We start from the raw sequence: 16,345 nt of genomic DNA, 5'->3' as shown, positions 1-16,345 counted from the left end.
CGCCTCAGTACACGAGGCCCTGGTCGAGGGCCTGCTTGGCGTTGTCGGCGGTGAAGTGGCCGTCCTTGATGATCACCTTGGGCTGGACGCCGGTGTCGCCGTAGAAGTCCCGCAGCGCCTGGAGGGCGAGCGGGCCGAAGCGGGGGTTGGTCTCGATGTCGGCCACCATCTGTCCGGCGGCGACGTTCTTCACGGCCTGCTCGATGCCGTCGATGGAGACGACCTTGACGTCCTTGCCGGGTGTCTTGCCGGCGGACCTGATGGCCTGGATCGCGCCGAGCGCCATCTCGTCGTTCTCCGCGTAGACCGCGTTGATGTCGGAGTGGGACTGGAGGAGCTGCTCCATGACCTTCTGGCCGTCGGTCTGGGCGAAGTTGCCGGTCTGCGAGGCCACGATCCTCATCTTCGGGTACTTGGCCTTGGCCTGGTCCTCGAAGCCCTTGGTCCGGTCGGTGGTGACGTTGTTGCCGGGGGTGCCGGTCAGGATGGCGACATGGGCCTCGCCGCCGGTGGCGCCGGCGAGGTCGTCGGCCGCGATCTGCGCCTGGTGGTAGAAGTCCGACCCGATGAAGGCCATGAAGTCGGTGCAGGCGGTGCCGCCGACCGTGCGGTCGATGGTGAGCACGGGAATCTTGGCGGACTTGGCCTTGGCGAGGGCCGGACCGAGGCCGTCGGAGTTCTCCGGGGCGACGATCAGGACCTTGGCGCCCTGGGCGATCATGTCCTCGATCTGCGAGTTCTGGGCGTTGACATCGGCGTTGGCGTTGCGCTGGATGAGCTTGACGCCCAGCTTCTTCGCCTGCTGCTCGATGCTCTTGGTCTCGGTCGCCCGGAACGGGTTGCTGGTCGACTCCGACTGGGAGAAGCCGACGACCGTCTTGCCGTCGGTGATGTCCAGCTTGGGGACGCCGCCGCCGTAGGTCTTGTACGTGCAGCCGGGGCCCGCCGCGGACGGCGAGGCGACCTGCTGGGAGGCGGCCGCGTTGTCGTTCGCGGCGGCCGAGGACTTGGAGTCGCCGCCGGAGTCGGAAGAGTCCGACTTGGTGCATCCGGTGACGGCCAGGCACAGCCCGGCGGCCAGCACTGCGGCAGTGAGGGTCTTGGACTGAACGTTCACGCGCCGATCACATCCTCAACGGTGTGGAGACGAAGGGGCGGGGTGAAAAAGGCGGGGGGACCACCTGGGCCCTCGATCGAGGGTGCGGTGCCGACAGGCGGGCTTTTCAACGTTGTAGACATTGAGGGAACGTCAAACCGGATGTCAACCCGCGGTACGCAACCTTTCCCGAGGCGGTTCTCCCGGGTCGGGGCGGCGACCGGGCGCCGGCCGCCACGAGCCCCGCGGTGTTCCCGCGCGGAACCGCGCGCGCCGTCAAACGCCCTCTGAGCAGCGGAATTTCCAGGATTTCCGACGTCGGGGCACGGAGCGCGAGAAGAATCGTGCAGAGGGGTGGACACCCCGATCGGGGCTGTGCTGTCATGTGGCTGCTTTCGTTTACAACGTTGTTAGGTGCCCGTCACCGCCGAGGGCCGCGGCGCGGACGGGCCGAGCCGTCCGCACCCCGCGGCGGCCACCCGCCGGATCCGCCCCGGCACCGGCGTACGCATGTCTCACGGCACGTCAGCAGCGTGCCCCGACACGACCGGAACGCGCCGTCCGCCCCCTCGTGCCCCTCGCGTGAAGCCACCACGAACCCCGCCCCCGCTGGAACACGGTCCTCGAACAGGAAGGGCAGCCATGGAACGCCGTACGTTCCTGACCGGCTCCGTCTCGGTCGCCGGCGCCGCCACCCTGGCCGGCGCCACCACACCCGCGCACGCCGCCACCCCGTCGGACCCGGCCGCCTCCGCCGCCCGCCGCCCCCACTACACCGCCAACCGGGCCCCGCTGCGGCAGGAGCCCTTCCTGCGGCTGCCGCCCGGCAGCATCACCCCCAAGGGCTGGCTGCGCACCCAGCTGGACCTGCAACTGGACGGCCTGAGCGGGCGCATGCCCGAGGTGTCCGACTACCTCGACGACAGGACCAGCGGCTGGTCCGTCCCCGCCAACGACGGCTGGGAGGAGCTGCCGTACTGGCTCAGGGGCTTCGGCGACCTCGGCTACGTCACCCAGGACAGCCGCGTCCTGGAGCTGACCCGCGCCTGGATCGACCGCATCCTCGCCACCCGGCAGTCCGACGGCTTCTTCGGCCCCGCCCGGCTGCGTACCTCGCTGAACGGCGGACCCGACTTCTGGCCGCACATGCCGGTCCTGGACGCGCTGCGCACCTGGCACGAGTACAGCGGCGACGACCGGGTCGTCCCCACCCTGACCGGCTGGCTGAAATACCTGCACACCCAGCCCGGCACGCTCTTCGGACAGGGCTGGGGCGCGGCCCGCGTCGGCGACACCATCGACACCGCCTACTGGGTCTACAACCGCACCGGCGACGACTGGCTGCTCGACCTGGTCCGCACGATGCACACCCACAGCGCCGACTACACCCACACCATCCCGACCTGGCACAACGTCAACCTCGCCCAGGGCTTCCGCGAACCCGCCCAGTACGGCGTCCTCGCCGGCGACGACTCCTTCCTCGCCGCCACCCACCGCGTCTACGACACCGTCATGAACACCTACGGGCAGTTCCCCGGCGGCGGCTTCGCCGCGGACGAGAACGCCCGCCCCGGATGGCACGACCCCCGCCAGGGCTTCGAGACCTGCGGCATCGTCGAGTTCATGCACAGCCACCAGCTGCTGGCCCGCATCACCGGCGACACGGTGTGGGCCGACCGCTGCGAGGACCTCGCTCTCAACATGCTGCCCGCCGCCTTCGACCCGCTCCAGAAGGGCACCCACTACGTCACGGCGGCCAACGGCGTCCAGCTGGACAACGTTGCCAAGAGCCACGGCCAGTTCAACAACTCCTTCGCCATGCAGGCGTACATGCCGGGCATCCACCAGTACCGGTGCTGCCCCCACAACTACGGCATGGGCTGGCCCTACTACGCCGAGGAGATGTGGCTCGCGAGCCTCGACGGCGGACTGTGCGCCTCGCTGTACGGCGAGTCCAGCGTCCGCGCGAAGGTCGGCGACGGCACCACCGTCACCGTCACCGAGCGCACCGAGTACCCCTTCGACGACACCGTCGCCTTCGAGGTGTCCACACCGCGCCCCGTCTCCTTCCCCCTCCGCCTGCGCGTCCCCGGCTGGTGCCGGCAGCCCTCGGTGCGCCTCGCCGGCCGCCCGGTGGACGTGCGGCGCGAGGGCGGACACCTCGTCCTCGACCGCCGCTGGCACGACGGCGACCGGATCGTGCTGCACCTGCCGACGGAGACGACCGTACGCACCTGGGGCGCCAACGAGGACTCCGTCTCCGTCCACCACGGCCCCCTCGCCTACTCCCTGCGCATCGAGGAGCAGTGGCAGCGTTCCGGCGGCAGCGACGCCTGGCCGGAGTACGAGGTGCGCCCCGGCTCGCCCTGGAACTACGCGCTCGAACTGGACCGGCGCGACCCCGCCCGGTCCCTCGCCGTCGAGCGCACCCGCGCCCGTGCCGCCGACCCCTTCACCCACGAGGGAACCCCGCTGCGCATCCGCGCCAGAGGCCGTCGGCTGCCCGGCTGGACCACCGACGAGCAGAACGTCCTCGCCCCGCTCCAGCCGAGCCCCGCGCACACCACGCAGCCCATCGAACAGCTCACCCTGATCCCGGCCGCCGCCGCACGGCTGCGCATCACCGCCTTCCCGACCGCCGCCACCTCGGGCACGGCACGCGCGTGGGCGGCGGTCACCGCCTCCTTCAGCGGCGTCGACAGCCCGCAGGCGCTGCTCATGAACGCCTCCCTCGAACCGTCCGGTTCCTACGACCAGTCGGTGCCGCGCTTCACCTGGTGGGACCGCACCGGCACCGAGGAGTGGATCCGGTACGACTACGCCGAACCCGTCCGCGTCGGCGCGGTGTCGGTGTACTGGTACGACGACACCGGCCACGGCGCCTGCCGGGTCCCCGAGTCCTGGCGGCTGGAGTACCGGGCGGCGGACGGGAGTTGGCGGCCGGCCGCCGAGGACGCCGACCACGGCACCGCCGTCGACCGCTTCAACCAGCTCTCCTTCCCCGCCGTGACCACCACCGCCCTGCGCGTCACCGCGCAGCTGAAGACCGGGTTCTCCGGCGGCCTGCTGGCCTGGCGCACCGGCCCGTGACGGCCCGCGCGCCCGGCGACCACGCCCGGCGCACCGAGCCCGACGGCCCGCGCGCCCGAGCGAGCCGGAGAACCCCCGAGGGCCCGCCTCCGATCCCCGGCACAGCCGTCCGGCAGGCCCTCCCACCGCTCCGACGAAAGGTGAACCCCCTTTGAGTCCCGGAAGAAACCGCACCCCGCGTCCCCGCGCACTGGCCGCCCTCGCCCCGCTGCTCCTCGGCGCGGCGCTCCTCACCCCGGCCACCCTCGCGCACGCGGCGCCGGCCGCCGAGGCCGCCCAGGGCGCCACGGCCCAGAGCACCACCGCGCAGGGGCTGCGCAGCGACTGCTACCTCAGCTCCGACAGCACCTCACTGGACTTCGCCACCTACACCAGCAGCGGCATCCAGCCCTCCCTGAACGTCAAGGACCTCATCCCGACACTGCGCAGCTGCGCCGGCTCCACCCTGAACGTCGCCGTGCACTGGACGGGCATGCTGGACGTGCCGACGGGCGGTTCGTACACGTTCTACATCAAGGGCGACAACGGCTTCCGCATGTCGCTGGACGGCGTGAGCGTCATCGACCACTGGACGACCGACTGGGACGTGCAGACCCAGTCCCAGCCCGTCACCCTGACGGCCGGAGCGCACCAGCTCTCCTTCGACTACAACCAGGGCAACGGCGGCGCCTACATCCAGACCGAGTGGTCGGGCCCCGGCATCGACCGCCGGCCCGTCCCCGACTCGGCCCTGCACCTGCCGGACGGCTACGCGCCCCTCGACCTGCACAGCACGGTCGACACCTCGGGTCGCAAAGCCGTCGTGCAACTCCCGGGCAAGGCGGACGCGTTGCCCGCGGACCTGACCAAGCACCTGTCGGTGATCGCCGGCGGGCAGCGGTGGTCCCCGACCGTGACCACCGACCCCTCCGACCGCTCCAAGCTGGTCCTCACCGCCGCCGCCTCCGACACCCCGGCGGCCATGAAGTCCGAGGTCCGCGTCAGCTACGACGGCCAGGGCGGGCTGACCACCGCCGCCGGTCCGCTCGGCGTGTTCTCCAGCGTGGCGCAGAACGACTCCACCTGGTACTTCGCCACCAAGTGGGCCAAGGACGTCTCCCCGTCCAACGCGCTGCCCGACTACCCGCGCCCGCAGCAGACCCGCAAGCAGTGGAGCAACCTCAACGGCACCTGGCAGTTCCAGGCGACCGCGCAGGACTCCCCGCTGCCCGAGGGGAAGCTCAGCGGGAAGATCCTGGTGCCGTATCCGATGGAGGCGCCGCTGTCCGGTGTCGCCGAGCACCATGACTGGTCGCTGTACCAGCGCACCTTCAAGGTCCCGGCCGGCTGGCGGGTCGGCTCGGGCAACCGGCTGCACCTGAACTTCGGCGCGGTGGACTACGAGGCCTGGGTCTACGTCAACGGCAAGCAGGTCGCCCACCACACCGGTGGTTACGAGGCGTTCACGGCGGACATCACCGACGCCGTCACCCGCCACGGCGACCAGACCGTGCTGCTGAAGGTCAAGGACACCACCGACTCCTCCCAGCAGGCCACCGGCAAGCAGTCCACCGACCCGAGCGGCATCTGGTACACCCCCACCTCCGGCATCTGGCAGACGGTGTGGATGGAGCCGGTGCCCGAGGAGAGCGTCGACTCGCTCGTGCTCACCCCGAACCTGAAGGACGACACCGTGTCGGTCACGGTCCGCCCGAGCGCCGGGACCAAGCGCACGGCCCGGGTGACCGCCACCGCGTACGACGGCCACAAGCGCGTCGGCTCGGTGACCGGCACCGCCGGAAGCGCCCTGCGGCTGCACCTTCGCGACCCGAAGCTGTGGAGCCCGGACAACCCCTTCCTCTACGACCTGAAGGTCACCCTCGACGACGGCCGCTCGCACGACAGCGTCGGCTCCTACTTCGGCATGCGGTCCATCTCCGTCGCCCAGGTCGGCGGGGTCAACAAGATCGAACTCAACGGCAAGCCCACCTTCCTCCTGGCCACCCTGGACCAGGGCTTCTGGCCCGACGGCATCTACACCGCGCCGACGGACGCCGCGCTGAAGTTCGACCTCCAGCTGCACAAGCAGCTCGGCTTCAACGCCGTGCGCAAGCACATCAAGGTGGAGCCGGCCCGCTGGTACTACTGGGCCGACAAGCTCGGCCTGATGGTGTGGCAGGACATGCCCAGCCGCAACACCGACCACGCGAGCGCCGCGAGCAACGAGGAGTTCACCAAGGAGGTCCACGAGATCGTGGACCAGCACATCAGCAGCCCCTCCGTCGTCATGTGGACCATGATGAACGAGGGCTGGGGCGAGCAGAGCAAGCAGTCCACCGGTGAACTCGCCGACGCCGTAAAGCAGCAGGACCCCTCGCGCCTGGTCGACGCCCACTCCGGGGTCAACTGCTGCGCCTCCAAGGGCGACTCCGGCCGCGGCGACGTCATCGACCACCACCTCTACCACGGGCCGGCCAACCCGGCGCCGGACGCCACCCGGGCGGCCGTCGACGGCGAGCACGGCGGCTACTCGCTGACCGTCCCCGGGCACATCGCCGGCGTGGCGGGCGGCCAGGACTACGGTGACGGCCCCGCCGACATCGCCGAGATGACCCAGACCTACGTGGACAACACCAGCCAGCTCATCCCGAACGCCGCAGCCGGGCTCTCCGGCTCCGTCTACACCCAGATCAGCGACGTCGAGGGCGAACTGAACGGTCTGATCACCTACGACCGGGCGGTCCTGAAGGTCTACCCCGACCAGGTCAGGGACATCAACCGCAAGCTCATCGCGGTCGGCGCCGCGGCGGGCGGGAGCGCCCACTAGCGGGGCGGCCCACGGCGCGCGCCGCGGTGGCGCGCACGACAGGACGGCCCTTCCGGGCCCGGTGACCACCGGGCCCGGAAGGGCCGTTCGTACTGAGCCCGGACGAACAGAAGGCAACAGATCTGGACAGGTCATCGGCGGTCAAAGAAAAGTGAAGCAACAAATATTGACGCGGTCGACCCATGCGCGTAACTTCCCCGCGAAGGCGCCGAACGGCGTGAACTCTGCCGCCGTCTCGGCGAGTTGGGCTCCATTCCCCTCCCCACATCACGGGAGCACACCATGCGCAGAGCAAGAACGTCCGTCATGAGAACCGGGCCGCGCCCCCGCACGGGAGCGGCGGCCCTTCGGCCGCTGCGCCACGTGCTGTCCGCCGTGGCGGCCATCGGCCTCGTCCTCGGCGCCCTGATCGGCTTCCCCGCCGTCTCGCAGGCGGCCGGCTCACTGCCGTGCGACATCTACGGCTCGGCCGGCACCCCCTGCGTGGCCGCGCACAGCACGACGCGCGCCCTGCTGTCGTCCTACAACGGCCCGCTCTACCAGGTCACACGTGCCTCGGACGGGGCCCGCGCCGACATCGGACTGCTGGCCCCCGGCGGCTACGCCGACGCCGCCCAGCAGGACGTGTTCTGCAAGAACACCACGTGCCGCATCACCAAGGTCTACGACCAGACCTCGCGGCACAACGACCTCACCCCCGGCCCGGCCGGAACCGCCGGCATGGGGGCCGACCGCGGCGCCGACGCCAGTGAGATCGCGGTGACGGCCGGCGGCCACAAGGTGTACGGCATCTGGATCTCGCCGGGCGTCGGCTACCGCTACACCGGCGTGGCCTCCGGCGTCACCGTGGGCGGCCGGCCCGAGGGCGCCTACATGGTGGCCAGCGGCACCCACGTCGGCTCAGACTGCTGCTTCGACTACGGCAACGCCGAGAGCACCCCGGCCGACACCGGCAACGGTCACATGGACGCCGTCTCCATCGCCACCACCTGCTACTTCGCACCCTGCACCGGCTCGGGGCCGTGGATCGAGGCCGACCTGGAGAACGGCATGTTCCAGGGCGACAACGGCTCCAACACCGCCAACCGCGGCAACAACAGCCCCTTCGTCACCGCCGTGCTGAAGAACGACGGACAGACCAAGTACGCCCTCAAGGGCGGCAACTCACAGACCGGCGCCCTGACCACCTGGTGGGACGGCGGCCTGCCCACCCGCGGCGGCTACAAGCCCATGCACCAGGAGGGCGGCATCATCCTGGGCACCGGCGGCGACAACAGCAACTGGAACCGGGGCACCTTCTTCGAGGGCGTCATGGTCGCCGGCTACCCGAGCGACGCCGCCGAGAACGCCGTCCAGGCCGACATCGTCTCCGTCGGCTACGCGGGCGAGACGGACGTGCCCAACGGCCCGCAGGGCACCGTCACCGGACCGGGCGGCAAGTGCGTCGACGTCGCCGCGGACGACACCGGCGTCAACGGCACCGCCGTACAGCTGTGGGACTGCCAGACCTGGGCCGAGGACCAGCACTGGCAGCACAACGCCGACGGCTCGCTGAGCACCATCGGCCGCTGCCTGGACATCGTGGGCAACGGCACCGCGAACGGCACCAAGGTCGAGCTGTGGGACTGCAACGGGGTGGGCGGCCAGAAGTGGGCGCAGCAGGCCGACGGCTCGCTGCGCAACCCGCAGTCGGGCCGCTGCCTGGACTCGCCCAGCGGCGCGACCGCCAACGGCACCCGGCTGCAGATCTGGGACTGCAACGGCTCGGCGGCACAGAAGTTCTCCGTCAACGGCGGCGCCCCGGTCGCCGCGCCCGGCGGCAAGTGCGTCGACGTGGCGGCCGACGACAGCGGCGTCAACGGCACCGCCGTACAGCTGTGGGACTGCCAGTCCTACGCCGTCGACCAGCACTGGTACCACAACGCCGACGGCTCGCTGCGCTCGCTCGGCCGCTGCCTGGACATCAACGGCAACGGCACCGCGAACGGCACCGAGGTCGAGCTGTGGGACTGCAACGGGGCGGGCGGCCAGAACTGGCAGCAGCGCTCGGACGGTTCCCTGTTCAACCCGCAGTCGGGCCGCTGCCTGGACTCGCCGAACGGCGCGACCGCCAACGGCACGCGGCTGCGCATCTGGGACTGCAACGGCTCGGCGGCACAGAGATTCACGCTGAGCTGACGTGGCGTCCGAGCTTGGCAGAGGGGGTACGGGACCGGTCTCCGGCCCCGTACCCCCCGCCCGCCGCGCTCAGTTGACGTACACCTCCGCGCGGTCGACGCTGACGAACGACGCGCCGGACTGCCCGTCGTGCTCCCCGGTCACCCGCACCCGCAGGGTGTGCTGTCCGTAGGGCAGGCGCGGACTGAGGAACTGCAGCGTCTCCCCGGTGCGGATCGCGCCGTAGTAGTCGAGGCGCTGCTCGGGGCCGCCGTCGACGCTGAGCGCCGCGTAGCCGTTGCCGGTGTCGCGGACGGACAGCAGGGCGATCCGGGTGCCGGTGAAGGTGAACGTCGCGGTGTTCCCGGCCCGGTCGCTCCAGTGGTCGTCGCCCCAGAAGCACTGCACGCCGCAGCCGGTGCCCGAGTTCCACGTGCCGGTGTAGGCGAGGGAACCGGCGCCGTTGGACCGGCCGTCGTCGTTGATCCAGTAGGCGCCCGGCCCGGGGTCGCCGGACGGCAGGTCCTGGGTGGCGCCCGTCGCGAGCGGGACGCCGAGGTTCGGGCTGCCGTCGGCGTTCCAGCCGATGCGCTGCGCCCGGGTGGTGCGGTCGGTGTAGGTGTAGGCCGAGGTGGTCTTGGCGTGGTAGACGATCCAGTCCTCGGTGCCGTCCGGCGACCGGAAGAAGGCGTGGTGGCCGGGCCCGTAGACGCCGTGGTCGTCGGCGCGGGAGAAGACCGGCCCCTGGTGCTGCGTCCAGTTGCCCGGCACCAGCGGGTCGGCGTTCGACGGCAGCGACATCATCCACACCTGGTAGTCCGGCTTGCCGGTGTCACAGGTCGAGTACGTCATCCAGGTACGGCCGCCCCGGTACAGGAACTCGGGCCCCTCCCTGACCTCGGGGCAGCCACCGGCCGCGTCGATCGCGACGGCGTCGCCCGAGACGGTGTACGGGTTCGACAGGGGCGCGATGTTCAGCCCGTTGTGCTGGTACGGGTTGATGCCGCTGTAGGCCAGGTAGAGGCGGCCGTTGTGCTGGAGGATGCCGGGGTCGATGGCGAAGTCGGCGGCGTGGTTGGGCGGCGCGAGTTCGGCCTTGAAATGGTAGGGCCCGGCCGGGTCGTCGCGGTCGGACTCGGCGACGTAGATGCGGTGGTGGTCGTCGGTGCCGTCGTCGGCGGTGTAGTACAGGTACCAGCGGTCGCCGAAGCGGTAGAACTCCGGCGCCCACACGTCCCGGTTGCGGGAGGCGTCGGTGTCGGTCCACACGGTGAGGGGATCGGCGGTGAGCAGGGTGCTCAGCGACGGCGAGCGCCACATGCGGATGCTGCCGCCCTGGGTGGTGGTCAGATAGTAGTTCCCGTGCCAGTACGTCATGAACGGGTCGGGGCCGGTGTTGAGCGGGTTGCGGAACGTGCCGGTGGCGGCAGCGGCCTGTCGGGCCGCGAGCGGGGCCGTCGCCCGGGCCGCGGCGGCCGGGGCGGGCCGTACGGCGCTCAGCGCGACGAGGACCAGCCCGAGCGCGATCAGCGCGCCGAGCAGGCGGCGCCGCGGGCGCGGTCGTGGTGGGGAGGTGCATAGGTGCGTTCCCATGAGTCTCCTTCTGGGGGGAGCGCTGTCGCACAGAAGTGGGGGGACAAGGGGCGGACAGGGCCGACGTGGTCGCGCCAGGATCCGCTTTGCATCGTTGTAATACCGACGGTGCGCCACCGTAGGGGTGTACTGACGGGGCGTCAAGACGGCCAGCGCGCGCGGCGAAGGCTTGCCAGGGTGGAGCCGTGCCCCGTATAACGTTGGAAAAGCATCGGTCCCGTCGGAAAAGCGTCGGTCCGTGGGTATTCGGCCCTCGGCGCGCGGGGCCGGCGCCGGGCGTGGAGCGGGCTCATGGACGCAGGGTCCCTGCCCGGACCGGGGGAGGAACATCGTGCGGGTCAGCCTCAAGGACGTCGCGTTGCACGCGGGTGTCTCCATCAAGACCGTCTCCAACGTGGTCAACGACCAGCCGCACGTCACCCCCACCATGCGGGCGCGGGTGCAGAAGTCCATCGACGAACTCGGCTACCGCCCCAACCTCACCGCCCGGCACCTGCGCAAGGGCCGCACCGGGATCGTGGCCCTCGCCCTGCCCGAACTGGGCAACCCCTACTTCGCCGAGCTGGCCGCAGAGGTGGTCGACGCGGCGGCCGAACACGACTACACGGTGCTGCTCGACCACACCGGAGGCCGCCGCGCCCAGGAGACCCTGGTCAGCCAGGGCTTCCGCGCCCGGGTCATCGACGGGCTCATCCTGAGCCCCATCGAGCTGGAGGCGGAGGACCTGCGCGAGCGGACCGAACCCGTCCCTCTCGTCCTGCTCGGCGAACGCGAGTACGACCTGCCCTACGACCACATCTCCATCGACAACGTCGCCGCCGCCCGCGAGGCGGTGCGCCACCTGATCTCCCTCGGACGGCGCGACATCGCCTTCCTCGGCGCGCGCCGCGGCCGCAGCCAGCCCGCTCATCTGCGGCTGCGCGGCTGGCGGGAGGCGCTGGACGGCGCCGGGATCGTCGCCGACCACGAACTGGTGGCGGCCACCGACGGCTGGGGCCACGCCGACGGCGCGGCGGCCATGGCCCGTCTCCTGGACGCCGGCCACCGGCCGGACGCGGTGTTCGCCTACAACGACCTCATCGCCATCGGCGCCATGCGCGTCCTGTCCGAGCGGGGACTGCGCGTCCCCGAGGACGTCGCCGTGGTCGGGTTCGACGACGTGGTGGAGGGCCGGTTCGGCGCCGTCACCCTCACCTCGGTCTCCCCGGACAAGGCGTCCATCGCCAAGATGGCGGTGGAGTCGGTGCTGTCCCAGCTGAACGGCGCCCCCCGCCACCAGGCCCGCCACATCCACGCCGGCTACTCCCTGGTCCACCGGGAGAGCACCCTCGGCCGCGGCTGAGGGGTGGCGCGTCCGCGCCCGGTGCCCTGGCAGGGGGACGACGATGTGGGGCGGCGGTGCGGGGACGGGGGTGCGGGGGCGGCGGTGCGGGGGCGGCGTAGGGAGACGACGCCCGGGGGCGGTGGCCGTCCGTCCGGTGGTTTCCGGTGGCGCCCCGGAGCCCGCCGTGTCCCGGGCGGCGCGGCCGGGCGCGGCCGACCGGGCTCCGTCGCGCGCCCGACGGTTTGACCGGCGGCCCGGTGAGGATACCCATCGCGCATGATGTCCTCCCGGATCGACGAGACCTTGCCGGAGCTCGCTCCCTTCGTCCACGCCGTGCAGGCGCGGCGGCCCGACGACGGCACCTGGTGCGAGGCCTGGACGGTGCGCGACGTCCTGGTCCACCAGACGGGCAACGCCGAGGAACTGGCCCGCGTCCTGGAGGCGTTCCTCGCGGGGACGCCGGTGGAGACCAAGGGCTTCGAGCGGGAGGCCCCCTACCGGCGGATGTCCGACCAGGAGCTCTGGGCGGCCTTCATGAACCGCTGCGAACGGCTCACCGAGATCGCCGCGGCCGCCGCGCGGGACCTCTCCCCGGACACGGAGATCATGTGGACCGGCCGGTCCGTGAAACCTCCCTTCTTCGCCGAGCACATGCGTGAGGAGCTGATCCTGCACCGCTGGGACCTGACCGGGGACGACGGGACGGCGGTACAGGCGCTGGGCGAACCGTGGATGACGGAGCACAGCGTGGTGTCGGTGGGCCGGCCCCTGCTGGCCCGGGGGCGCGCCGCTCTGGACCTGGGACCCGAGGGGCGGGTGGAGGGCAGGCTGCGCACGCCGGGCACGGACGACGTCGTCGTGGTCGCCGACGCCGACGGCGGCCGCATCCGGCTCGCCGCCCCCGAGGGCCCCGCCACGATCGAGAGCGACGCGGCCGTACGGGTCCTGCTGCTGTGGGGGCGGCGCCCCGCCGATCCGTCGCGGTGGCACAGCGCCGCCGGACCGGAGACCCTGCGCAAGGTGCGGGCGCTCCTCGGCGGCTACTGAGGCGGGACCGAGAACCCGTGGAGCGGCGGCGGGCGGTCAAGCCCGACCCGGCACGGACGCGGCCGGCGGGTCGGGAGCCGGCGGCGTGGTGGAGACCGGTGCGGCCGGGCATCGCTTCCGCGAGGGCTGCCCGGCCGCGCTGGTAGCCGACATGCGTACGGCGGGGTTCAGTGACCGGCGGCGGACTCCTCCGGGCGGGCGTGGCGCGGCAGGAGGAACGCGAGCAGGAAGGTGAGGACCAGCATGGCGTCGACGATCCACAGCACCGTCTTCATGACGGAGCCGAACCCGCTGCGGAAGGCCGACGACGCCGTGTCCTGCAGCGCGGCGGGTATCCGCGCTCCGGCCTGGGGCGACGTCACGGCCGACCGGGTGTCCTTCTCCAGGCGCGCGCAGGACGCCGGTGTCGCGGCGGGGTCCTTGGCCACGGCGCGGTCCGAGGCGCAGGTACGCAGGTCGGTCACGAGGCGGTCCTGAGCGGCGGGCGCGACGTGCGCGGCGGCCAGTTGCCCCCGCAGTCCGCCGGAGTGGTGGTCGACGGCGGTGGCGATGCCGCCGCCCAGCAGACCGAAGAACACGGTGCCGAGGAGGGCCACGCCGAAGGCGCCGCCGAGCTGCTGCATCGCGGTCATCGTGCCGGACGCCGAGCCCGTCTCGTGCTGTTCGACACTGGCGAGCACGATGTCGAAGAACGGCGCCATGAGCAGGCCCATCCCGATGCCGGTGACGAGCAGGGACGGCAGGAGCTGCCAGGGGCCGACGTCGCTGCCCGCCATGTCGAGGGTCAGCCACACGCCGAACACGCCGAGCGCCATGACCAGTGTGCCCGCCTGGAGCACGGCCCGTCCGAAGCGGGCGACGCCCTGCGCGATGCCGAAACCGACGATCATGCCGCCCGACCAGGGCACCATCACCAGTCCCGCCTTCAGCGGCGAGTAGCCGAGGCCTATCTGGGTGTAGAGGTTGAAGACCAGCATGAAGCCCTGCATGGTCGAGAAGAAGACCAGGCCGAGGGTCATGCCGCCGCTGAACCCGCGCTTGCGGAAGAGGCTGGGGACGACCAGCGGGTCCTGGCCGGTCCTGCTGCGGCGCGACTCGTACGTGGCGAAGGCGACGAAGGCGACCACCGAGGCGGCCATCATGAGGAACGTCCACACCGGCCAGTCGTACTCGCGTCCCTGGACGAGCGGGAAGATGATGAGCAGCGCGGCCAGCGAGACCAGGACCATGCCGGGGATGTCCAGGCGCGGTTTGCTGCCGGAGCGGCCCCGCGGCAGGTAGCGCTGGGCGCCGAGGAGGGCGGCGGCGCCCAGGGGCAGGTTGATCAGGAAGATCATGCGCCAGCCGGTGCCGAAGTAGTCGGCGTCCACGAGCCAGCCCGCCAGGATCGGCCCGCAGACCGCGGACAGCCCCATGACCGGGCCGAACATCCCGAAGGCCTTCTGGGACTCCTTCGGCGGGAACATCTCCTTGATCATGCCGAGGCCCTGCGGCAGCATCACGGCGCCGAACAGACCCTGCACGACGCGTGCCGCGATCAGCATCTGCGGCGACACGGAGACCGCGCACAGCAGCGAGCCCAGGGTGAAGCCGGCGGCCCCCACCAGGAACATCCGGCGGCGCCCGTGTATGTCCCCGAGCCGTCCGCCGGTGACGAGCCCGACGGCCATCGAGAGGGTGTACGCGGCCGCGAGCCACTGGAGGGTGGAGGCCCCACCGCCGAGGTCGGCGCGCATGGAGGGGCCGGCGATGTTCGTGACGACGGCGTCGAGGAGGTCCATCACCTCGGCCGCGAGGATCACGAAGAGAGCAGCCCAGCGCCACCGGTAGGGCGCTGGTGAGTCGGTGGGCGTCTCGGCGGACGCGACGCCGGTGGTGGACATCGGTACAACTCCTCGCGGGAGGGCCGCGCCGGCGGTGACGAGCGTGTGGGTCACGGGCGCGGTGGGACGGACGGAGGTCGGGACCCCGGCTCCAACTAGGGCGTGGAGCGTGCCGGGGCAGGCGGTCGCACGGCCGAGCCCGCCGGAGAACGGTGTTCACCATAACAGAACACTGCTCACCGGGAGAACGGCGTTCATTAAGATATAGCGCAACTGCGGGGTGAAGACAAGATATATCGCGTCGGCGGGAGGTGAACAGCGTTCTCCCCCCGCCTAGACTGTCCTCATGAACGACGCGGCCACCCCCACCCCGCCTCCGCCGTCCCCTTGGGAACGCGGTCGCCCCGCCCGCGCCCGCGTCGCCCCCGCGCGCACCCCCCTGTCCCGCGAACGCGTCGTGGAAGCCGCCTTCACGGTGCTGGACCGGCAGGGACTCGACGGGCTGTCCATGCGGCAGGTGGCGGCCGAGCTGGGGGTGACGGTCTCCGCCCTCTACGCCCACGTCAGCTCCAAGGACGACCTGCTGGAGCTGATGTACACCCGGCTGTTCGACGGCGCACGGATACCCGAACCCGACCCCGACCGGTGGCAGGAGCAGCTCCGGGACTTCGCCCGCTCCGGCCGGCAGCGCCTGCTGTCCCACCGGGACATGGCCAGGATCTCCATGGCGCACGTCCCCTTCACCGCCGAACTGCTGCCGCATGTCGAGGCGTTCCTCGGCCTGCTGCGGACCGCCGGGCTGCCGGACCGCATCGCGGCGGAGGCCGGCGACCTCATCTCCACCTACATCGACGGGTTCGTCCTGGAGGAGGGAATGTGGCAGGACCGGGCCGCCCACCAGGGCGGTGAGGGATCCCAGGACTCCTCCGCGGCCCGCCCCGACCCGAGCGGGATGGCCGGGGAGATGCAGAACTACTTCGCCTCCCTGCCCGAGGGCGAATTCCCGCACCTGCGCGCCCTGTCCGGCCTGATGGTGACGGACTCCTCCGACGAGAGGTTCGACATCGGCGTGGAGATCATCCTGCGCGGCCTGGCGAGCTACCTGCCGGACGCCGCGGCCGACACGGGCCCGGACGACCACGGGACGGGTGACGGCCGCGGGTCCGGAGACGCCCGGGAGCCTGGAGACGCCCGCGAGCCCGGAAGGGCGTGAGCGCGGGAGGTCCCGGGGAACGAAGCGGGGCGCCCGGCCGATCGCTGTCGCGGTCGGCCGGGCGCCCGGTCGTTTCGGGTGTGGGGGTTGTCGGACTGTGGGGTGTGTCAGTCCTTGATCTCGCAGATGGGGGCGCCGGAGGTGAGGGAGGCGCCGACTTCGGCGGTGAGGCCCTTGATGGTGCCGTTCTTGTGGG

General features: G+C 71.6%; 9 protein-coding genes. 6 read left to right on the top strand and 3 right to left on the bottom strand.

Translation table 11 applies throughout. The annotated features are described in order from the left end of the window. Positions 1-4 precede the first annotated feature (4 nt). Positions 5-1,117 carry an ABC transporter substrate-binding protein gene (locus tag ACH5A8_RS29490; protein ID WP_399007018.1) on the bottom strand — a complete coding sequence of 371 codons (1,113 nt, stop codon included), beginning with the start codon at positions 1,115-1,117 and terminating at the stop codon, positions 5-7. A gap of 621 nt (positions 1,118-1,738) precedes the next feature. On the opposite strand from ACH5A8_RS29490, the gene ACH5A8_RS29485 reads away from it, so the two are divergent. From ACH5A8_RS29485 to ACH5A8_RS29475, 3 genes are all read left to right on the top strand, one after another. Next, positions 1,739-4,186, top strand: a complete 2,448-nt coding sequence (locus ACH5A8_RS29485) for a beta-L-arabinofuranosidase domain-containing protein (protein WP_399007017.1) — start codon at positions 1,739-1,741, stop codon at positions 4,184-4,186. 151 nt (positions 4,187-4,337) lie between these two features. Then, on the top strand, positions 4,338-6,992 hold the full coding sequence (locus ACH5A8_RS29480) for a PA14 domain-containing protein (RefSeq protein ID WP_399007016.1): 2,655 nt from the start codon (positions 4,338-4,340) through the stop codon (positions 6,990-6,992). Between the two features lie 306 nt (positions 6,993-7,298). After that, entirely contained in the window at positions 7,299-9,170 is a 1,872-nt protein-coding gene (locus ACH5A8_RS29475) for an arabinofuranosidase catalytic domain-containing protein (RefSeq protein WP_399007015.1), read from the top strand. A 69-nt stretch (positions 9,171-9,239) separates the two neighbouring features. Here ACH5A8_RS29475 and ACH5A8_RS29470 read toward each other — a convergent pair whose 3' ends face one another. Further along, complete coding sequence (locus ACH5A8_RS29470; protein ID WP_399007014.1) at positions 9,240-10,742, bottom strand: family 43 glycosylhydrolase; 1,503 nt, start codon at positions 10,740-10,742, stop codon at positions 9,240-9,242. Between the two features lie 331 nt (positions 10,743-11,073). On the opposite strand from ACH5A8_RS29470, the gene ACH5A8_RS29465 reads away from it, so the two are divergent. Together ACH5A8_RS29465 and ACH5A8_RS29460 are read left to right on the top strand one after the other, a co-directional pair. Beyond that, complete coding sequence (locus ACH5A8_RS29465) at positions 11,074-12,084, top strand: LacI family DNA-binding transcriptional regulator (protein WP_399007013.1); 1,011 nt, start codon at positions 11,074-11,076, stop codon at positions 12,082-12,084. A gap of 258 nt (positions 12,085-12,342) precedes the next feature. After that, the gene (locus ACH5A8_RS29460; protein WP_399007012.1) at positions 12,343-13,113 is read left to right on the top strand and encodes a maleylpyruvate isomerase N-terminal domain-containing protein; all 771 of its coding nucleotides are present in this window, start codon (positions 12,343-12,345) and stop codon (positions 13,111-13,113) included. Positions 13,114-13,280: 167 nt separating this feature from the next. Here ACH5A8_RS29460 and ACH5A8_RS29455 read toward each other — a convergent pair whose 3' ends face one another. After that, positions 13,281-14,996, bottom strand: a complete 1,716-nt coding sequence (locus ACH5A8_RS29455; RefSeq protein ID WP_399007011.1) for an MFS transporter — start codon at positions 14,994-14,996, stop codon at positions 13,281-13,283. A 286-nt stretch (positions 14,997-15,282) separates the two neighbouring features. Between ACH5A8_RS29455 and ACH5A8_RS29450 the strand changes: the two genes are divergently transcribed. Beyond that, positions 15,283-16,149 carry a TetR/AcrR family transcriptional regulator gene (locus tag ACH5A8_RS29450; protein ID WP_399007010.1) on the top strand — a complete coding sequence of 289 codons (867 nt, stop codon included), beginning with the start codon at positions 15,283-15,285 and terminating at the stop codon, positions 16,147-16,149. Positions 16,150-16,345 lie beyond the last annotated feature (196 nt).

It is taken from the genome of Streptomyces sp. NPDC018610, from assembly GCF_044391765.1.
In the GTDB taxonomy this organism is placed as follows: domain Bacteria; phylum Actinomycetota; class Actinomycetes; order Streptomycetales; family Streptomycetaceae; genus Streptomyces.
The sequence above is the reverse complement of the archived record's forward strand: the minus strand, read 5'-3'. Positions and strand labels throughout refer to the sequence as shown.